Source organism: Sulfitobacter sp. OXR-159 (assembly GCF_034377145.1).
Lineage (GTDB): Bacteria > Pseudomonadota > Alphaproteobacteria > Rhodobacterales > Rhodobacteraceae > Sulfitobacter.
Window position 1 is genome coordinate 1,697,737 of the sequence record NZ_CP139707.1, and the last position, 18,997, is coordinate 1,716,733.

Annotated in this window: 16 protein-coding genes; 15 read left to right on the top strand and 1 reads right to left on the bottom strand. The window is 62.6% G+C overall.

Going from position 1 to position 18,997, the window contains the following annotated elements; all coding sequences use genetic code 11:
* The first annotated feature begins 7 nt into the window (after positions 1-7).
* The 15 genes from T8A63_RS08750 to ccoS all read left to right on the top strand — a co-directional run bounded on the left by T8A63_RS08750 (position 8) and on the right by ccoS (position 18,197).
* A complete protein-coding gene (locus T8A63_RS08750) occupies positions 8-784 on the top strand; it encodes a MetQ/NlpA family ABC transporter substrate-binding protein (RefSeq protein ID WP_067629390.1) in 777 nt (258 codons plus the stop codon).
* Between the two features lie 428 nt (positions 785-1,212).
* Complete coding sequence (locus T8A63_RS08755; RefSeq protein WP_067629393.1) at positions 1,213-2,205, top strand: ABC transporter substrate-binding protein; 993 nt, start codon at positions 1,213-1,215, stop codon at positions 2,203-2,205.
* Positions 2,206-2,317: 112 nt separating this feature from the next.
* Positions 2,318-3,121, top strand: a complete 804-nt coding sequence (locus T8A63_RS08760) for a taurine ABC transporter ATP-binding protein (protein ID WP_067629395.1) — start codon at positions 2,318-2,320, stop codon at positions 3,119-3,121.
* A complete protein-coding gene (locus T8A63_RS08765; RefSeq protein WP_067629396.1) occupies positions 3,121-4,386 on the top strand; it encodes an ABC transporter permease in 1,266 nt (421 codons plus the stop codon). Before T8A63_RS08760 ends, T8A63_RS08765 begins: the two co-directional genes overlap by 1 nt.
* 91 nt (positions 4,387-4,477) lie before the next feature.
* Positions 4,478-5,065, top strand: a complete 588-nt coding sequence (locus tag T8A63_RS08770; RefSeq protein ID WP_322345581.1) for an XRE family transcriptional regulator — start codon at positions 4,478-4,480, stop codon at positions 5,063-5,065.
* 88 nt (positions 5,066-5,153) lie between these two features.
* Positions 5,154-7,616, top strand: a complete 2,463-nt coding sequence (locus T8A63_RS08775; protein WP_322345583.1) for an FAD-dependent oxidoreductase — start codon at positions 5,154-5,156, stop codon at positions 7,614-7,616.
* A gap of 1 nt (position 7,617) precedes the next feature.
* Positions 7,618-10,065 (top strand): FAD-dependent oxidoreductase, encoded by a 2,448-nt coding sequence (locus T8A63_RS08780; protein WP_322345584.1) that lies wholly within the window; start codon positions 7,618-7,620, stop codon positions 10,063-10,065.
* Positions 10,066-10,185: 120 nt separating this feature from the next.
* Positions 10,186-11,796, top strand: a complete 1,611-nt coding sequence (ccoN, locus tag T8A63_RS08785) for a cytochrome-c oxidase, cbb3-type subunit I (RefSeq protein ID WP_067938790.1) — start codon at positions 10,186-10,188, stop codon at positions 11,794-11,796.
* Between the two features lie 5 nt (positions 11,797-11,801).
* Positions 11,802-12,638, top strand: a complete 837-nt coding sequence (gene ccoO / locus T8A63_RS08790) for a cytochrome-c oxidase, cbb3-type subunit II (protein WP_322345586.1) — start codon at positions 11,802-11,804, stop codon at positions 12,636-12,638.
* 10 nt (positions 12,639-12,648) lie between these two features.
* Positions 12,649-12,837 carry a CcoQ/FixQ family Cbb3-type cytochrome c oxidase assembly chaperone gene (locus tag T8A63_RS08795; protein WP_067629932.1) on the top strand — a complete coding sequence of 63 codons (189 nt, stop codon included), beginning with the start codon at positions 12,649-12,651 and terminating at the stop codon, positions 12,835-12,837.
* The gene (gene ccoP / locus T8A63_RS08800; protein ID WP_322345588.1) at positions 12,834-13,736 is read left to right on the top strand and encodes a cytochrome-c oxidase, cbb3-type subunit III; all 903 of its coding nucleotides are present in this window, start codon (positions 12,834-12,836) and stop codon (positions 13,734-13,736) included. Before T8A63_RS08795 ends, ccoP begins: the two co-directional genes overlap by 4 nt.
* A gap of 99 nt (positions 13,737-13,835) precedes the next feature.
* Positions 13,836-15,425 (top strand): cytochrome c oxidase accessory protein CcoG, encoded by a 1,590-nt coding sequence (ccoG, locus tag T8A63_RS08805; protein WP_322345590.1) that lies wholly within the window; start codon positions 13,836-13,838, stop codon positions 15,423-15,425.
* Positions 15,422-15,898 (top strand): FixH family protein, encoded by a 477-nt coding sequence (locus T8A63_RS08810; protein WP_322345592.1) that lies wholly within the window; start codon positions 15,422-15,424, stop codon positions 15,896-15,898. The genes ccoG and T8A63_RS08810 overlap by 4 nt, the downstream gene beginning before the upstream one ends.
* The gene (locus T8A63_RS08815) at positions 15,895-18,015 is read left to right on the top strand and encodes a heavy metal translocating P-type ATPase (RefSeq protein ID WP_322345593.1); all 2,121 of its coding nucleotides are present in this window, start codon (positions 15,895-15,897) and stop codon (positions 18,013-18,015) included. Before T8A63_RS08810 ends, T8A63_RS08815 begins: the two co-directional genes overlap by 4 nt.
* On the top strand, positions 18,012-18,197 hold the full coding sequence (gene ccoS, locus T8A63_RS08820) for a cbb3-type cytochrome oxidase assembly protein CcoS (RefSeq protein ID WP_300052803.1): 186 nt from the start codon (positions 18,012-18,014) through the stop codon (positions 18,195-18,197). The genes T8A63_RS08815 and ccoS overlap by 4 nt, the downstream gene beginning before the upstream one ends.
* A gap of 52 nt (positions 18,198-18,249) precedes the next feature.
* On the opposite strand, the gene T8A63_RS08825 is transcribed toward ccoS, so the two are convergent.
* Positions 18,250-18,933, bottom strand: coding sequence for a helix-turn-helix domain-containing protein (locus T8A63_RS08825; protein WP_322345595.1), 684 nt, complete (start codon positions 18,931-18,933; stop codon positions 18,250-18,252).
* Positions 18,934-18,997 lie beyond the last annotated feature (64 nt).

The window sequence follows — 18,997 nt, forward strand, 5'->3', positions numbered from 1 at the left end:
GACTACTATGCTTCGTCTTACGACACTCACCTCCGTTCTGGCGCTGATGGCCACCGGTCTTGCCGCCGAGGAAATCAAAGTCGGCGTTTCCCCCGGCGAGCACGCCGAGATCATGGAAGAGGTCGCCCGTATCGCTGAGCCGATGGGCTTGGACATCGATGTGGTCGAATTCTCTGACTACGTGGTCCCGAACCAAGCGCTGGCCGATGGCGACATTCAGGCCAACTCGTTCCAGCACGTGCCGTATCTTGAAGCGCAGATGAAAGACCGCGGCTTTGAGTTGAGCGTCGTCGGCAACACCATCACGACCCCCATGGGTGTCTATTCGGACAAGATCACCGCGCTTGCCGATCTGGAAGAAGGGGCAACATTCGGCATCCCGAACGATCCTACAAACGGTGGCCGCGCCCTGCTGGTTCTGCAAGAACTGGGTCTGATCAAGGTGGATGAGGCCGCAGGTCTGGTGCCGACCGTGCTCGACATCACCGAGAACCCCAAGGACCTGTCCTTCAAAGAGCTTGATGCCGCCCAACTGCCGCGGTCGCTGGCCGATCTGGATGCGGCTTTGATCAATACCAACTACGCGATTGCCTCGGGTCTGAGCCCCAAGGAAGATTCCATCGCGATGGAAAGCGCCGAGAACCCATATGTGAACGTCATCGCCGTGCGTAAAGGCGACGAGGAAGCCGCATGGGTTGAGACACTGCTCAAGGCCTATCATTCCGATGAAATCAAAGCCTTCATCGATGAAAGCTATCAGGGCACTGTTATCACCTCCTGGTAAACGCGCGCTTTCAGAGCGTCACAACAGACTTGACCCGCCCAGCGCGGGTCAAGATCACCATCGCCCCAAAGGGGCTGCATTTCGGCAAGTTAAGACTCCCTCTCCAATTAGGTTGAGTCTGACGGTCGGCCAAAACAATCAAATTACTGTTTAGGAATACCGCGTAGCTCTCGCCTATCGTTGCGAGGGGCAAAAGTGCCCCCGGCTAAATTCTACGCAGACTTCTTAACATGAGAATTATGTTGCGTTGCGGCGTGAGAATTTTGTTGAAAAGTTCAATTTCACCCGTATCGTGAAAACACGAGGGGTTTTTTCACATTGCCCGGGGCTTGCCCTTCCTGATGTCTGACAGGGGCCGATGGTCGCGAAACATGTGAACGGGACGTTCAATTATAAGAAGCGACCATAACAGACCTAGGGAGAATATCATGAAGACCGTGAAACTGATGGGCACCGCCGCCAGCCTGCTTGTGATGGGTGTCACCCAATCTGCCGCGCAGGATTTGACCGTGGGGTATTTCCTCGAATGGCCGATGCCGTTCCAATATGCCAAGGCCGAGGGAATGTATGACGAAGCCCTTGGCACCAGTGTGAATTGGGTCAGCTTCGACTCCGGCACAGCTATGTCGGCGGCGATGGCGTCGGGCGATGTGCATATGTCGGTAAGCCAAGGCGTGCCGCCCTTCGTGGTTGCGACCTCGGCGGGGCAAGATATTCAGATTCTCGATGTCGCGGTCAGCTATTCCGAAAATGATAACTGCGTGATCCGGGAGGAGTTAGAGATCGACAAATCCTCTGTCGCGGAACTGGCAGGCAAGAAGGTCGCAGTGCCACTCGGCACCGCTGCGCACTACGGTTTTCTCAAGCAAATGAGCCACTTCGGCGTCGATGTTGGGTCGCTTGATGTGGTCGATATGGCGCCGCCTGATGGCGCTGCAGCCATCGCGCAGGGCTCGGTCGATATGGCCTGCGGCTGGGGCGGCTCTCTGCGGCGGATGCTGGAGCATGGCAATATCCTTTTGACGGGCGCCGAGAAAGAAGAACTGGGCATTCTCGTTTTCGACGTGACCTCTGGCCCGGCGTCTTGGGTGGCTGAAAATTCCGATACGGTGTCTGCTTTCCTGAAAGTCACGGCAGAAGCGAATGCGATGTGGGCCGATGAGGCCAATCAAGCCAAGATGCTGCCCGTGATCGCCAAGGACGCCGGCATGGACGAAGACGCCACGATGGAAACGATCGCGACCTTCACCTTCCCCTCGCTTGAGGATCAGATGGGAGAGAAATGGCTCGGGGGTGGCGCGCAGGAGTTCATGAAAGGCGTCGCAGATGTCTTTGTCGAAGCGGGCGCGATCGACGCGGCGCTCGACAGCTACGACGACGCGGTCAACACCGGTCCGTTGCAGGCCGCAGGCGAGATGTAAGCCGAGACGGCTCAATACGGGGCCGCCCCCAATCTTTGCCCGGATCTTTGTAGCCGAAGAGCCGGGCAGGCGGGGGCGGTCTTACAAAAATAGCAGGGGGCACCGGGGCGGCATGTCGGGACTAAAAATCGAAAATCTGTCGATGCGGTTCGACCTGCCCAATGGCGGTCACGTACAGGCGCTTGAAAACGTATCGCTTGACCTTGCCGAAGGCCAATTGATGTCGGTGCTGGGCCCCTCGGGCTGTGGCAAGACGACGCTTCTGAACATCGTTGCGGGATTTCTTGCGCCAACCTCGGGCGAGATCGTTTTGAATGGCCACAACGTGACCGGGCCGGATGCAGAGCGGGGGATGGTCTTTCAGCAGGGTGCGTTGTTTGAATGGATGTCGGTGCGCGAGAACGTGAGTTTTGGCCCTCGGATGAAGGGGCAGAGCGAAAAGCAATACGGGGCCGAGGTCGACCACCTGCTCGATATCGTCGGGCTGAGGGACTTCAAGGAAAAGGCGATCTACGAACTTTCCGGCGGGATGCAGCAGCGGGTGGCGCTGGCGCGTTGTCTGGCAAATGATCCCGACGTGATCCTGATGGATGAGCCTTTGGGCGCGCTTGATGCCCTGACTCGTGAAAAGATGCAAAGCCTTGTGCTGAAGCTTTGGAAAGAGACGGGCAAGACCATCATCCTCATCACCCATTCGGTCGAAGAAGCGCTGTTGCTGGGCGAGCGGCTCTTGGTCATGGCGCCGCGTCCGGGGCGCATTCACCGCGAATACCGTCTGCCCTTTGCCGATCTGGGGGTGGGCCACGATCTGCGCGAGGTTAAGAAACATCCAGAATTCGCCGAAAGACGCGAAGAGATCCTTGGTATGATCTGGGACATGGAAGAAGAGATTATGGGCCGGACGGAGGACGCATAATGGTTATCCTACTGATTTATATCGTTATCTTTGCCGTCTCATTCTTTTTGGTGCGTCTTGCCGTCGACCAGACTGCGAATGGATTTGTTGCGCGCAAGACCGTCACCTTTGGCGATGAAAGCGCTGTCACCTCGAACCGCACCGCCAGCGTAATCTCGATCCTAACGATCTTTTTGCTGTGGGGCGCTTTTACCGGCTCGTCGCTGCTGCCCCGGTTTTTGCATGCGCCCGGCCCTTTTGAGGGGCTGGCCGAGCTGACCTATACCGCAGAGGCCGAAGACGGCAGCCGCGATGATGCGACGATCACCGTCTTGGTGCATCCCGTGGGCGAAGATGCCGACACGCCGCAGGTCGATCCCGGTGAAGGCTGGGCCAAGAATGACGCTTTCACCATCGGCGCATGGCGGTCGGGGCTTTTGCGCGTCGATAAGAATGACGAGAAGGGCCGCGATGTCGGGCACCGCGTCGTCGCGGTGAACGGCCAGCAGATCGTGCCGGGTGGGGAGGTGCTGACTGACTTTGGCCGCGTCGGCATGTCGCCCAAGGGCACGCTTAATTTTGAGCCTGCGAAGGGCTGGCAGATGGAGCCGATTTGGCTGCCGCCACCTGAGGCCGTGGTCGCCCGGTTGGGTGAGATTTCCAGCCAAGGTTACCGGGACAGCACCCTGTGGGAGCATTTGGGCTATTCGCTTTTCCGCGTTGTCGTGGGCTTTGCCCTTGGAGCGCTGGTGGGCATTCCGCTGGGCTATGCCATGGGCCTGTCGGGCTGGTTTCGCGGCTGGTTCGATCCGATTGTCGAATTCATGCGCCCCGTGCCGCCGCTTGCGCTGATTCCGCTGGTGATCATCTGGGCGGGGATCGGCGAGGTGGGCAAGATCATCCTGCTGTTCCTTGCGGCCCTATGGATCATGGCCATCGCTGCGCGGTCGGGCGTGTCGGGGGTGAATATCACCAAGGTCCACGCGGCCTATTCGCTTGGCGCGTCCAAGGCGCAGATCATGCGCCATGTGATCGTGCCGAACTCTCTGCCCGAGATCTTTACCGGGGCGCGGGTGGCGATGGGCGTCTGCTGGGGCACGGTGGTGGCCGCCGAACTGGTGGCCGCAGAAAAAGGGGCGGGGATGATGATCATGGTCGCCTCCAAATTCCAGCTGACCGACATCGTTTTGATGGGGATCATCCTGATTGGTGTCATCGGTTTTGGCATCGACATGTTGATGCGTAAGGCCGAGCGGCTGTTGGTGCCTTGGAAGGGGCGGTCTTAACCCCGCCCGCCTCAGTTCATCGCTTTCGAGGAGAAACACTTGCCAGACGCCGAATTCCGCGCCACAGTGAAAAAATGGAGGATATTTTCACATGACCCGAGCGAAAAGGCAGGGGGCCGAGGCCACGGCGCCACGCTCACTGGGGGCCGATTTACGCGCGATCCGCAAGGGGCGCAGACTGACCCTGACCGATATGGCCGAGGCGTTGGACCGTTCCGTTGGCTGGGTCAGTCAGGTCGAACGCGATATCTCGACCCCCTCCATCTCAGATCTGCGACACATGGCCGAAATCTTGGACGTGCCGATCTCGTTGCTTTTTGGCGAAGCGACAGTGACCCCCGAAGAACGCGGCTATGTCGTGCGCGCCGGGGCACGGCGGGCCATGGGAAGTGCGGCCAACGGGTTGACGGAAGAGTTGCTTTCCCCCGATCTGACCGACAGTTTCGAGGTCATCCATTCGACCTTTGCAGCCTATTCGGGGCTGGAGGCGCCCGTCATGCGCGAAACGCAGGAGGTGGGCTTTGTCATCTCGGGCCGGTTGAACCTGAAGATTGCAGAGCGCAGCTTTACCGTTTGCCCCGGCGACAGCTTTCGCATTCGGGGCGAATATTACACTTGGGACAACCCCTACGACACGCCTGCCGTGGTGGTCTGGGTGATCTCTCCGCCGGTTTACTGAACCGGGTTTTTATCAATTCAAATGGTTTCAAACTGACCGGGGGCGCCTTTGGTCAGCCTTTGGCAGTGCTTGGCGAGAGGAGCTGAACGTGGCTGATTTTCCGACAACGGCACGGGTCGTGATCATCGGGGGCGGCGTGGTTGGGGTCTCGACCCTCTACCACCTTGCCCGCGCGGGTTGGACCGATTGCGTCCTGCTTGAAAAGAACGAACTCACCGCTGGCTCCACTTGGCATGCGGCGGGCAACTGCCCCAATTTCTCGAATTCATGGGCGGTGATGAACATGCAGCGCTATGGGCTAGAGATGTACCGCAGCTTGGGCGAGGCGGTGGGCTATCCGATCAACTACCACGTGACCGGGGCGCTGCGATTGGCCCATAGTCGTGAACGGATGCAGGAGTTTGAACATGTCGCCTCCATGGCCCGCGCGCAGGGGCTGGGGATGGAGATGTGCACCCCCGCCGAGCTGAAAGAGCATAACCCGTTCATAGAGCTACATGACCTTGCGGGCGGGTTGTGGGACCCCTTGGATGGAGACATCGACCCGGCACAACTGACCCAAGCTCTTGCCAAAGGCGCGCGGGAGGCCGGGGGGCAAATTCACCGCTTTACCCCCGCCACCGGCATAGACCGCGATGGGGACGAATGGATCGTCCATACCGAAAAGGGCGATATCCGCTGCGAGAAGGTGGTCAACGCTGCCGGCTATTACGCGCAGCGGGTCGGCGAATGGTTCCGCCCCCATGGCGGCCGCCGGGTGCCTGCCGTGGTGATGAGCCATCAGTATTTCCTGACCGAAGAAATCCCCGAGCTGGCCGCATGGACCGCCGAAAAGGGCCACAAAATGCCGATGGTCCGCGATGTGGACAGTTCCTATTACCTGCGGCAAGACAAGAACGGTCTGAACCTCGGTCCCTATGAGCGCAACTGCAAAGCCCATTGGATCACCCCCGACGATCCGATGCCCGAGGATTTCAGTTTTCAGCTCTACCCCGATGATCTGGACCGGCTGGAATGGTATATCGAAGACGCCATGGCGCGGATGCCGCTTTTGGGCCAAAGCGGTGTGGGGCGGGTGATCAATGGGCCGATCCCCTATGCGCCCGATGGCTTGCCGATGCTCGGCCCGATGGCCGGCGTGCCAAATGCCTTTGAGGCGCATAGCTTTACCTTCGGCATCGCGCAGGGCGGCGGCGCGGGCAAGGTCATGGCCGAATGGATCATGGCGGGTGAAACAGAGTGGGACATGTGGGATGTCGACCCGCGCCGCTTCACTGCCCATGCCGATCACGACTTCACCCTCGCCAAGGCTTTAGAGACCTATGGTCATGAATATGCGATGCATTTCCCGCATCACGCATGGCCCGCCGGGCGCGACAAGAAGCTGTCGCCGCTGCACGACCGGCTGCGTGATGCGGGCGGTCAAATGGGGGCTTACAACGGGTGGGAGCGGGCGAATTGGTTCGCCAAACCGGGTGATGACACCTCAGATGCCGCGACCCAGACATGGGACCGGGAGGGCCCTTGGGCGGTGCGGGTTCGTGAGGAGGTCGCTGCGGTGCGCGACCATGTCGGCGTGCTCGATCTGCCGGGGTTCTCGCGTTTCGCGCTGGCGGGACCGGGCGCTGCGGAGTGGCTACTGGGGCGAATTGCAGGCGCGCTGCCCAAAGTGGGGCGGATGACTTTAGGCTATTTTCCCGACAGCCGGGGCCGGGTGCTGACCGAGATGTCGATCCTGCGCCATGCAGAGGATGACTTCACCCTGATCACCGCCGCCCCCGCGCAATGGCATGACTTTGAACTGCTGCGCGATGCGTTGCCCAAAGGGGGGGCGATCAGCCTGACGGATCAAACAGGTCAAGTCTCGACCCTGATCCTCTGTGGCCCGAAATCCCGTGCGCTTTTGGCACCACTGGCTCCCGATGCCGATCTGGCATTGCCGTGGCTCAGCCATCAAAAGGCATCTGTGCAGGGCAAGCCCGCGTTGCTTGCGCGGGTCTCTTTCGCAGGCGAGTTGGGCTGGGAAATCCACGCGGCGCCCTCGGATATGCCCGCGATCTATGATGCGGTCATCGCGGGTGGGGCCGTACCTTTCGGGATGTTCGCGCTCAATTCCATGCGGCTTGAAAAAGGCTACCGCACCTGGAAAGGCGACCTGTCGCAGGAATACACTTTGCTGGAAGCCGGGTTGGACCGGTTCATCCGGTTGGAGAAACCGCAGGCGTTTCCGGGCAAAGCGGCGCTGGTTGCCGAACGGGCGGCGGGGCCGCAGCGGCGCTTCGTCACGTTGGTCGTTGAGGGCAATCCACAAGACGCGCCAGCGATGGCCACACTGCGCCTGAAGGGCCGGGTTGTGGGCGAAGTGACCAGCGGCGGCTATGGCTACCGCGTCGATGCCTCCATCGCCCTCGGGGTGGTTCAGGCCGAGGCTGCCGTGGCGGGCACCGACCTCACGGTGGAAATCTTTGGCCAGAGCTACCGCGCCACCGTACAGCCCGACGCGCCGCTTTGGGACAGTGAAAACACCCGCATCCGCGCGCAGGAGGTCTGAAATGGTACAACTGCCTTCCAAAGCCCGGGCCGTCATCATCGGCGGTGGCGTGATCGGCTGTTCGGTCGCGTACCATCTGACAAAGCTCGGCTGGACCGATGTCGTATTGCTGGAACGTAAACAACTGACCTCTGGCACCACATGGCACGCGGCAGGGCTGATCGCGCAGCTGCGCGCGACGCAGAACATGACGCGGCTGGCGAAATATTCCCAAGAACTCTACGGCGCGCTTGAGGCGGAAACCGGGGTCGCCACGGGGTTCAAGCGCGTGGGGTCGATCACTGCCGCGCTGACACCTGCGCGGCGCGAGGAAATTCTGCGTCAGGCCGCCATGGCCCGCGCCTTTGGCGTGGAGGTCGAGGAAATCACCCCCGCGGAAGTGCACGCCAAGTATCCCCACGTAGAGACCGAAGGCATGACCGGCGCGGTCTATCTGCCGAAAGACGGGCAGGGCGATCCGGCCAATATTGCACTGGCGTTGGCCAAGGGCGCGCGGGCGCGTGGTGCGATCGTGGCGGAGCGGGTCAAGGCCACCGGCGTGGTGCGCGCGGGGCGTAGGGTCACAGCAGTAGATTGGGCCGGGGAGGATGGCAGCGCGGGGCAGATCGAGGCCGAGCATGTCATCAATTGCGCAGGCATGTGGGGGCGGGACGTGGGCAGGATGCTGGGCAGTAACGTGCCGCTGCAAGCCTGCGAGCATTTCTATATCGTCACCGAAGCCATTCCCTCCTTGCGTGAATTGCCGGTGCTGCGTGTCCCCGATGAGTATGCCTATTACAAAGAGGATGCGGGCAAAATCCTGCTTGGTGCGTTTGAGCCTGTCGCCAAGCCATGGGCGCTGCAGGGCATCCCCGAGAGTTTCGAGTTTGACCAACTGCCCGAAGATTTCGACCAGTTCGAGCCGATCCTTGAGATGGCCGTCAAACGGTTGCCACTGCTGGCGGACGCGGGGATTCACACCTTTTTCAATGGTCCCGAAAGTTTCACCCCCGATGATGCCTATCACCTCGGTCAGGCCCCCGAGATGGACAATGTCTGGGTCGCCGCCGGGTTCAACTCTATCGGGATTCAGTCGGCGGGCGGCGCGGGCATGGCGCTGGCGCAATGGATGGAAGACGGGCAAAAACCCTTCGATCTGGGTGACGTGGACATCTCGCGGATGCAGCCGTTTCAGGGCAATAAGACCTATCTGGCGACGCGGTCGACCGAAACGCTGGGCCTGCTCTATGCCGATCACTTTCCCTATCGCCAAAAGGCGACCGCGCGGGGCATCCGGCGCAGCCCGGTGCACGCACATCTGCAGGAGCATGGCGCGGTCATGGGCGAATTTGCGGGCTGGGAGCGGGCCAATTGGTTTGCGGATGCCGGCCAAGAGCGTGAATACCGCTACGCTTGGGGGCGACAGAACTGGTTCGACAATCAAGCCGCCGAACACGCCGCCATCCGCACGGGCGTCGGGCTTTATGATATGTCGTCCTTCGGCAAGATCCGGGTCGAGGGGCCAGAGGCCGAGGCTTTCATGAACCATATCTGCGGTGCGCAGATGGCGGTGCCGGTGGGCAAGATTGTCTATACCCAGTTCCTCAACCCCCGCGGCGGGATCGAGGCGGATGTCACCGTGACGCGGCTCAGTGAGACGGCCTATCTCGTCGTCACCCCCGCCGCGACGCGGCTGGCGGATGAGACATGGCTGCGCCGTCATGCGGGCGAGCGCCTTGTTGTGATCACGGATGTGACGGCGGGCGAAGCGGTCCTCGCCATTATGGGGCCAAAGGCGCGGGAGGTTTTGCAGGCGATATCCCCCAATGACTTCTCTAACGAGATGCACCCCTTCGGCATGGCGCGGGAGATCGAGATCGGCATGGGGCTCGCCCGGGCGCACCGCGTGTCATACGTGGGCGAACTGGGTTGGGAGCTTTACGTCAGCACTGAAATGGCGGCCCATGTCTTTGAGGTGCTGATCGACGCAGGCGCGGCCTATGGGCTGAAACTCTGCGGGCTGCACGCGATGGACAGTTGCCGGATCGAAAAGGGCTTTCGCCATTTCGGCCATGACATCACCTGCGAGGACCATGTGCTGGAGGCGGGCTTGGGCTTTGCGGTGAAGACCGACAAGCCCGATTTCATTGGCCGCGACGCGGTGTTGCGCAAGAAGGAGGCGGGGCTGACCCTGCGAATGGTGCAATTCCGTCTGACGGACCCGGAGCCGCTGCTGTATCACGCCGAGCCGATCCTGCGGGACGGGCAACTCGCGGGCTATCTCAGTTCGGGCAATTACGGGCATCACTTGGGCGGCGCGGTCGGGCTGGGCTATGTGCCCTGCGAAGGGGAAAGCGTCCCCGACCTGCTGCGCTCGACCTATGAGATCGACGTCGCAGGCCGCCGGATCAAGGCCGAGGTGAGCCTGAAACCGATGTATGATCCCAGCGGAGCGCGCCCGAAAAGCTAGGCCCGGCGCCCGCCCAGAAATCGCGCCCTTCGCAGGCCTATGCCGCCATCTTTGACATAGATCAAAGCGGTGGTCTCAGCCGCATGCGATCCGTCTCCCAAAGATGAAGGGATTCGGAATATGTTCGATACGCTCAAGTTGATCGTGCTTGCGCTTATAGTGTTTTTTGCAGCACTCGGGGCGGATTGGGCGCGCGATCCGGCTTATATGGTCCATGCCCTGCTGATTATGCTGGTGGCGGCGGGGTTGTTCTTTTGGCAGTTGCGCCGCATGCCTGTTGAGGGTGCACGGCCCGCCGTGTCCATGGCGCCGCAGGGCTATATGGATGGCCCGATCCGCTATGGCGTGATTGCCACCGCCTTTTGGGGCGTGGTGGGGTTTCTGGTCGGCACCTTCATCGCCTTCCAACTGGCCTTTCCCGCGCTCAATATCGAATGGGCGCAGCCCTATGCGAACTTTGGCCGGCTTCGCCCGCTGCACACCAGCGCGGTGATTTTCGCCTTTGGGGGCAATGCCTTGATCGCCACGTCGTTCTACATCGTGCAGCGCACCTCTTCGGCGCGGCTCTGGGGTGGGAACGCGGCGTGGTTCGTCTTTTGGGGCTATCAGCTTTTCATCGTGCTGGCGGCGACAGGCTATCTGCTGGGGGCCACCCAATCCAAGGAATATGCCGAGCCGGAGTGGTACGTCGACATCTGGCTGACCATCGTTTGGCTAACCTACCTCGCCGTATTCTTTGGCACGATCCTGAAGCGGCGTGAGCGTCACATCTATGTCGCCAATTGGTTCTTTCTGGCCTTCATCATCACCGTGGCGATGCTGCATGTGGTCAACAACCTCGCCGTCCCGGTGTCGATCTGGGGCTCCAAATCGGTGCAGGTCTTTGCAGGCGTGCAGGATGCGATGACGCAGTGGTGGTACGGGCATAACGCCGTGGGTTTCTTCCTGACAGCCGGGTTTCTGGGCATGATGTATTACTTCGTGCCGAAACAGGCGGGCCGCCCGGTCTATAGCTACAAGCTGTCGATCATTCACTTCTGGGCGCTGATCTTTCTTTATATCTGGGCCGGGCCGCACCACCTGCATTACACCGCATTGCCCGATTGGGCAGCAACGCTGGGGATGGTGTTCTCGATCATCCTGTGGATGCCAAGCTGGGGCGGTATGATCAACGGGCTGATGACGCTCGAAGGGGCGTGGGACAAGATCCGCACCGATCCGATCATCCGCATGTTCGTCGCCTCGCTCGCCTTCTATGGCATGTCGACCTTTGAAGGGCCGATGATGTCGATCCGGGCGGTGAACAGCCTCAGCCACTACACCGACTGGACCATCGGCCATGTGCACTCTGGCGCGCTCGGCTGGAACGGGCTGATCACCTTCGGGGCGCTCTACTTCCTGACCCCGCGGCTCTGGGGCCGGGCGCAGATGCACTCCATGGCGGCGATCAACCTGCACTTCTGGCTCGCGACCCTCGGGATCGTGCTCTACGCCGCGTCGATGTGGGTCTCGGGCATCATGGAAGGGTTGATGTGGCGTGAGGTCGATGCCAATGGCTTCCTCGTCAACAGCTTTGCCGACACCGTCGAAGCCAAATTCCTGATGTATGTGGTCCGTGGTCTGGGCGGGGTTTTGTACCTCGCGGGGGGTGCGGTGATGGTCTGGAACATGTGGATGACCATCCGCGCCCCGCAAGCCCGCCCTGTCACCGTCGCCCTGCCAGCGGAGTAAGATCAATGGCCAAGAACCCCCACAGCCCCAATTATGACCCCGCTGACGACCCGAAGATCGTGACCGCCAGCGAAGGCTTGAAGAAGGGCAAAATCCCCAACGAACTGCCGCCTGAGACGCAGACGATCACCTTTCACCAGCGGTTCGAGCGCAACGCGACGCTGCTGCTGATTGCCTCGCTCGGGGTGGTCAGCATCGGCGGGATCGTCGAAATCGCGCCACTGTTCTGGCTGGAGAATACCATCGAAGAGGTCGAGGGCATGCGCCCCTATTCGCCGCTGGAACTGGCGGGGCGCGAGATCTACGTCCGCGAGGGCTGCTATACCTGCCACAGCCAGATGATCCGTCCGATGCGCGACGAGACCGAACGCTATGGCCACTACAGCCTTGCCGCGGAATCGATGTATGACCACCCGTTCCAATGGGGCTCTAAGCGCACCGGGCCGGATCTGGCGCGCGTGGGCGGACGCTATTCGGATGAGTGGCATGTGGATCACCTGATGGACCCGCAGTCGGTGGTGCCGGAAAGCGTGATGCCGAAATACGCCTTTCTGATGGACGCCAAGCTTGAGTCTGAGGATGTGACCGATCTGGTGGCGACGCACCGGACGGTTGGGGTGCCCTATAGTGATGAGATGATCGCGAATGTCCGTGGCGATTTCCGGGTGCAGGTCGATCCCATGGGGGACTACGACGCGCTACTCGAACGCTACCCCGGCGCGCAGGTGCGCAGTTTCGACGGGCAGCCCGGCATCAGCGAAATGGATGCCCTGATAGCCTATCTGCAAATGCTCGGAACGCTGGTCGATTTCTCGACCTTCGTGCCCGACGCCACCCGCTGAGGAGCCTGCCATGGACACCTATTCTTTTCTGCGCGAACTGGCAGACAGCTGGGCGCTTCTGATCCTGACGTTGATCTTTCTCGGGGTCATTGGTTGGGCCTTTCGCCCCGGCGCGCGCGCCCTGCACGACGATGCCGCCGCCGTCCCGTTTCGCAACGACGACCCCGATCAAGCCCGCCATGACGGAGCCCAGCCATGACCGACAATCGCAAGATCGACCCCGCCACCGGGACCGAGACCACAGGCCACAGTTGGGACGGGATCGAAGAGCTGAACACGCCCCTGCCGCGCTGGTGGCTCTGGACCTTTTACGCCACCGTCGTCTGGGGCGTGATCTATACCATCCTCTATCCCGCATGGCCGATGGTCTCGGGTGCTACGGCGGGGCTGTTGGGCTATTCCACCCGCGGTGAAGTCGCCGCCGAGATCGCCCGCGTGGATCTGTCGAACGCCGATCTGACGGAGAGCCTCGTGACCGTCGATCTGGCGGTGCTGAAGGATAACGAAGAACTGCAGCGTTTTGCGACGCAGGCTGGGCGCTCGGTCTTTGCGGCCAATTGCTCGCAATGCCACGGCGCGGGGGCGGGGGGTGTTGTGGCCTCGGGCTACCCCAACCTTTTGGACGACGATTGGCTCTGGGGCGGCACGATGGAGGATATCGCCTATACAGTGCGCCACGGTATCCGTAACGAAGATGACCCCGACGCGCGCTTCTCTGAAATGCCGCCCTTTGACTGGATGGAAGAGGCCGATCTCGACGCCACCGTGCATTTCGTTCGCAGCCTGTCGGGGCTTGAGCATGACGCGGGCGCGGCGCGGGCGGGAGCGGAAGTCTTTGCCGACAACTGTAGCGCTTGCCATGGGGAACGCGGCCTTGGCGACCGTGAGCTGGGCGCGCCGAACCTTGCCGACGCGATCTGGCTGCGCGGCAGCAGCCATGATGCGATCCTGCGGCAACTCAAAACGCCGCGCATGGGGGTGATGCCGCCGTGGCAGGCCCGTCTGGGCGAGGCCGAGGTGCGCGCTGTGACCGCCTATGTCCACGGTCTGGGCGGGGGCGAAGCCACAGTCGATGCCGAAGGCGCAGCCGCCGATTGAGCAGGTATGCCAAAATGATCTGCGGATTGACGCAGATCAAAGCGGCCTGCGCCCCAGGGGTGTAGGCCGCAAGACGCAACCCCCCGGAGCCAACCGCCGATGTCCAACGCCGCCCCCCCGCTTTTTGCCGCACGAGAGCCGATTTTTCCCCGCCGGGTGAGCGGCTTCTTTCGCCGGTTAAAATGGGTGATCCTGATCCTCACGCTGGGGGTCTATTACGTCACCCCGTGGATTCGCTGGGACAGGGGGCCGAACCTGCCGGACCAAGCGGTTCTGGTTGATCTCGCCAACCGGCGCTTCCATTTCTTCTGGATCGAGATTTGGCCGCATGAGTTTTACTTTGTGGCCGGGCTGCTGATCATGGCTGGGCTGGGGTTGTTCTTGTTCACCTCCGCTCTGGGTCGGGTCTGGTGCGGCTATGCCTGCCCGCAAACCGTCTGGTCCGATCTCTTCATGACCGTCGAACGCTGGATCGAGGGCGACCGCAACGCCCGTATTCGTTTGCACAACGCGCCGTGGAGCCTGCGCAAGGCGCGGCTGCGGGGGGCGAAATGGCTGGTCTGGCTGCTGATCGCGGTGGCCACGGGCGGGGCTTGGGTCTTTTACTTTGCCGATGCACCCAGTCTGGCATGCGACCTCGTGACCCTGCAAGCCGCCCCCGTCGCCTATGCCACCATTGCCGTGCTGACGGCCACGACCTTTATCTTTGGCGGCTTCATGCGCGAACAGGTCTGCATCTACATGTGCCCTTGGCCCCGCATCCAAGGTGCGATGATGGACCCCGGAACGCTGACCGTCGGCTACCGCAAATGGCGGGGGGAGCCGCGCGGCAAGGGCGGGGTAAGGCGCCAGAAAGCGGCGGCAGAGGCGATCGGCAGCGGCAATGCGGTGGCGCGCTACGGCGCGGCGCTGGACAAAAACACCGCAGGCGACCGCCAATCGCGGGATGGAGAGGTCTTGGGCGATTGCATCGATTGCAACGCCTGTGTCGCGGTCTGCCCGATGGGGATCGACATCCGCGAAGGCCAGCAGATGGAATGTATCACCTGCGCGCTCTGCATCGACGCCTGCGACGATGTGATGGCCAAGATCGGCCGCCCGCGCGGGCTAATCGACTACCTCGCGCTGGATGATGAGCCGCCCACTGCGCCCAAGGCGAGCGCCGCCGTGGCGGGCCTTGCCGAGACACCGGCGGGGGATGTCGCCGGGGCCATCCAGCCTCCGTGGCAGCCCAAGCCGCTTTGGCAGCATGTCTTCCGCCCTCGGACGCTCATCTACACCGCCGCTTGGGCGGCCATCGGTGTGGCGCTTGTCGTGGCCCTGTTCATCCGGCCCGAGATCGACATGACCATCGCCCCGGTGCGCAACCCGACCTTCGTTACCCTGTCGGATGGATCGATCCGCAACGCCTATGACATCCGTCTGCGCAACAAACATGGGGAGGCGCGGGCGTTCCGGCTGTCTCTCGCGGGGGACCATGGCTTGGGCCTCAGCATCGAGGGGGCGCCTGATCCGGTGGTTGCTGTGCCCGCCGACACGACCCGCCTGCAACGGGTCTATGTAATCGCCCCGCCGCAGACCGAAGCCGCCGCAGCGCCGCGCAGCGATCTGCGTTTTTGGGTCGAAGATATCCGCTCAGGCGAGCGGGCCTTTGGCGATACGATTTTCAATGGAAAGGACAGCCAATGACCGCAGCAGAGTTGCAAAGGCAACGCCCCCTCACAGGCTGGCATGTGCTGGCGATCTTCGTGGGCGGCTTTTCGATCATCATCGCGGTGAACCTCGCGCTTGCGTTCAACGCGGTGCGCACCTTTCCGGGCAAGGAAACCGAGTCGAGCTACATCGCCTCGCAAAATTTCGACACGGACCGCGCGGCGCAGCAGGCTTTGGGCTGGACGGTTGAGGCAAAGCTGACCGCCACCGCGCTGCGCTTGGCTGTGCGGGACGCTGAAGAGGAGGTGGTACAGCCCGAGATCATCACGGCGACACTGGGCCGCGCGACCACTGTGGCGGACGACATGACGCCTGCCTTTGCGTGGGATGGCCACGCATTGGTGGCCCCGGTCACCGCAGGCGCTGGCAACTGGAACCTACGGATCGAGATGCGCGCCGCCGATGGCACGCTCTTTCGCCGCCGCATTTCGTTGCGGGTGACCCCATGACCGTTGCCGCCTGTCCGGGCTGTGTCGCAGCCGCCCCCTCGGCCGAGGCCGCAGCGCAGCGGGTTGCAGAGAACGACAAGGCACTTCACCTCGCCTTGCCACAGATCCGCTGCGCGGCCTGTATTGCGGGGGTCGAGGGGGTCTTGGCTAAACTGCCCTCGATCAAATCGGCGCGCGTGAACCTTGGGGCCAAACGGGTGCGGATCGTCCTGATGCCCGGATATGACGCCAGCGCGGCGCTTCAGGCGCTGAACGATGCCGGCTTTGAGGCACATGAGTTGGACGCAACCGCCCTGCGCCCCGCGGGGGATGACACAGGCCGCCGCCTGCTGGCCCGTGCTGCGGTGGCGGGCTTTGCCATGATGAACGTGATGGCGGTTTCCGTCGCGGTCTGGTCCGGGGCGGGCGATATCACGCGAGAGATGTTTCACTGGGTTTCCGCGGCCATCGCGCTGCCTGCACTGGTCTTCTCCGCGGTGCCGTTCTTTGCCTCGGCAGGGGGCGCCCTAAGGGCCGGGCGGATGAACATGGACGTGCCAATTGCGCTGGCGATCCTGCTGGCGGCGGCGACTTCACTTTATGAGACTTTTGCCGCCACGGGGGCGCATACATGGTTCGACGCGGCGCTGTCGCTGACCTTTTTCCTGCTGGTGGGCCGCTATCTTGAGCACCGCGCAAGGGCGACGGCGCGCTCTGCCGCGGCGGAATTGACGGCGCTGGAACTACCGCGTGCCACCCGGCTGACCGCTAAGGGCCGTGAGACGGTGGAGGTGAGCGCCGTGATGCCCGACGACCACATCGCCCTTGCTGCCGGGGCCCGCGCCCCGGTGGATGGGATCGCCCTAGGGGCCGCGATGCTGGACCGCTCCGCCCTGACTGGAGAGGCCGACCCCGTTGCCGTGGCGGCGGGCGGGGCGGTCTGTGCGGGCGAGGTGATCCTCGGTGCGCCGCTGAACCTGCGCGTCACCCGCCGCGCCGAGGACAGCACCCTGCGCCGCCTCGCGGCCCTCGTCGAAGTGGCCGAGACGGGCAAGCACCGCTACAGCGGGATCGCGGACCGGGCGGCACGGCTTTACGCGCCGGTGGTGCATGGCTTGGCGGCGCTGGCCTTCGCCGTTTGGTGGGGGCTGACGGGGGACCTCTATCAGGCGATCGCGGTGGCCACGGCGACGCTGATCATCACCTGCCCCTGCGCCTTGGCACTGGCCATTCCAGCGGTAACGGCGGCGATGACGGGGCGTTTGTTCCGCGCGGGCGTGCTGCTGAAATCCCCCACGGCGCTGGAGCGTTTGGCCGAGATCGACACGGTTCTGTTCGACAAGACCGGGACGCTGACCGAAGGCGTGGCGCGTCTGCCCGCGCTTGATCCGCGCGCGGCTTCGGTGGCACTTTCCCTCGCGCAGGCGTCGGACCATCCGGCGTCACGCGCCTTGGCAGCGGCGCTGCAGGCTCATATGCCCGCCGAGTTGCGCGAAGTGCGAGAGGTGCCGGGGCAGGGGATCCGCGGTCTGTGGAACGGCGCGCCGGTTTCCTTGCGCCGGGGGCAGGATGGGCCAGAGCTGCAACTGCCAGACCGTTGCATCCCCCTGCCGCTGATTGAAACACCCCGCGCCGGTGCCGCAGAAGTGGTCAGCGCGCTGCAAGAGCGGGGGCTGGAGGTCGCCATGGTCACCGGAGATACCGCGCATCGGGCGGCTATTTTGGCCCGAACATTGGGCATTGCCACAGTCCATGCCGCCGTCAGGCCAGAGGATAAGGCCGATCTGGTCCGCGATATGGCTGCGCAGGGCAGGCGGGTGCTGATGGTGGGCGATGGTCTGAATGACACGGCGGCTCTTGCGGGGGCCCATGCGTCCCTTGCCCCGGCCACGGCACTGGATGCGGCGCGGGTCGCCTCGGACGGGGTGATGCTGGGCGGTGATCTATCTGCGGTGGAGGATACGTTGCGTCTGGCGCGGCGGGCGCGCAGCCGCATTCGGCAGAACTTGGCCTTGGCCGCGGCCTATAACGCGGTCGCGATCCCGGTGGCGGTCATGGGCTTTGCCACCCCGCTGATGGCGGCGGCGGTGATGTCTTCTTCCTCTATCCTCGTGGTTTTGAATGCGGTGCGCCGATGAATATCCTGATCGTTCTGATCCCCGTCTCCATTTGCCTTGGCGCGGCCGGGCTTGCGGCCTGTCTTTGGACGCTGCGCAATGGGCAATACGATGATCTGGAAGGCGACGCCGCGCGGATTTTGCTGGAGAATGGGGAGGTGCCCAATGGCGAGGACCGGCCGAGACCGGACAAAACGGCCTGAAGCGCAAAGCGCGGGCCGAAACCCGCGCTTTTGGTTCTGTGGAAGATTGCTTTCAGTCTGCGGCCTGCGAGGCCGAGATCAGCGCGTCCATGTCCTTGATCAGGACCGTCTGAGAGGTTTCAAGCGCGATGATATCCTGTTTGCGCAGGCGGGTCAGGGTGCGGCTGACGGTTTCGATTGTCAGGCCCAGAAAATCGGCGATGTCGCCGCGTGTCATGGGCAGGGCGCAGGTGGTGTGATTGCCGATCGGCCGCCCGTTGCGCTCCGCCAGCGTGATCAGAAAGGACGCGAGTTTTTCCATCGCGGATTTGCGGGCCAGCATCATGAAATGATCCTGCATCGCCGAAATCTCACGCAGGGCGGCGTTCAGCAGCCGTTTATGCGTACTGTTGTCTCCGTCGAAATCGTCGAGCGAGTGGCGGGGGTGGGCGATTAACTCGGCGGGTTCAATCGCTTCGCAATCGCTGTGATGCAGCGCGCCGTTGGGAAAGCCGATGATGTCGCCCGGCAGGCCAAAGGCGATGACCTGCCGCCGCCCGTTGCCCAGCACGCGGGTCAGACGAAAGACACCCGAGGTGATCTCATAGATATGATGGGCGACATCGCCTTCGCGAAATAGATGCGTCCCGACCGCCTGCCGCTTGCGCGCCGTCAGCGCGGCGGGGGCGCGGGGGCAAAGCTGCGCCTCGGGCACTTTGGTTGCGGGGGTGAACTCATTTGATAGCGTCACGTACATGCGATCGTCCTTTCTGGGGCGCGGTCACATTCTCAGGCGCATGTCGCAGCAAGACCTGCGATGT

Excerpts from the sequence above, each read along its gene's own strand:
- T8A63_RS08750 (WP_067629390.1), top strand. The coding sequence starts at position 8 with ATGCTTCGTCTTACGACACTCACCTCCGTTCTGGCGCTGATGGCCACC.
- T8A63_RS08755 (WP_067629393.1), top strand. The coding sequence starts at position 1,213 with ATGAAGACCGTGAAACTGATGGGCACCGCCGCCAGCCTGCTTGTGATG.
- T8A63_RS08760 (WP_067629395.1), top strand. The coding sequence starts at position 2,318 with ATGTCGGGACTAAAAATCGAAAATCTGTCGATGCGGTTCGACCTGCCC.
- T8A63_RS08765 (WP_067629396.1), top strand. The coding sequence starts at position 3,121 with ATGGTTATCCTACTGATTTATATCGTTATCTTTGCCGTCTCATTCTTT.
- T8A63_RS08770 (WP_322345581.1), top strand. The coding sequence starts at position 4,478 with ATGACCCGAGCGAAAAGGCAGGGGGCCGAGGCCACGGCGCCACGCTCA.
- T8A63_RS08780 (WP_322345584.1), top strand. The coding sequence starts at position 7,618 with ATGGTACAACTGCCTTCCAAAGCCCGGGCCGTCATCATCGGCGGTGGC.
- ccoN (WP_067938790.1), top strand. The coding sequence starts at position 10,186 with ATGTTCGATACGCTCAAGTTGATCGTGCTTGCGCTTATAGTGTTTTTT.
- ccoO (WP_322345586.1), top strand. The coding sequence starts at position 11,802 with ATGGCCAAGAACCCCCACAGCCCCAATTATGACCCCGCTGACGACCCG.
- T8A63_RS08795 (WP_067629932.1), top strand. The coding sequence starts at position 12,649 with ATGGACACCTATTCTTTTCTGCGCGAACTGGCAGACAGCTGGGCGCTT.
- ccoP (WP_322345588.1), top strand. The coding sequence starts at position 12,834 with ATGACCGACAATCGCAAGATCGACCCCGCCACCGGGACCGAGACCACA.
- ccoG (WP_322345590.1), top strand. The coding sequence starts at position 13,836 with ATGTCCAACGCCGCCCCCCCGCTTTTTGCCGCACGAGAGCCGATTTTT.
- T8A63_RS08810 (WP_322345592.1), top strand. The coding sequence starts at position 15,422 with ATGACCGCAGCAGAGTTGCAAAGGCAACGCCCCCTCACAGGCTGGCAT.
- T8A63_RS08815 (WP_322345593.1), top strand. The coding sequence starts at position 15,895 with ATGACCGTTGCCGCCTGTCCGGGCTGTGTCGCAGCCGCCCCCTCGGCC.
- ccoS (WP_300052803.1), top strand. The coding sequence starts at position 18,012 with ATGAATATCCTGATCGTTCTGATCCCCGTCTCCATTTGCCTTGGCGCG.
- T8A63_RS08825 (WP_322345595.1), bottom strand. The coding sequence starts at position 18,933 with ATGTACGTGACGCTATCAAATGAGTTCACCCCCGCAACCAAAGTGCCC.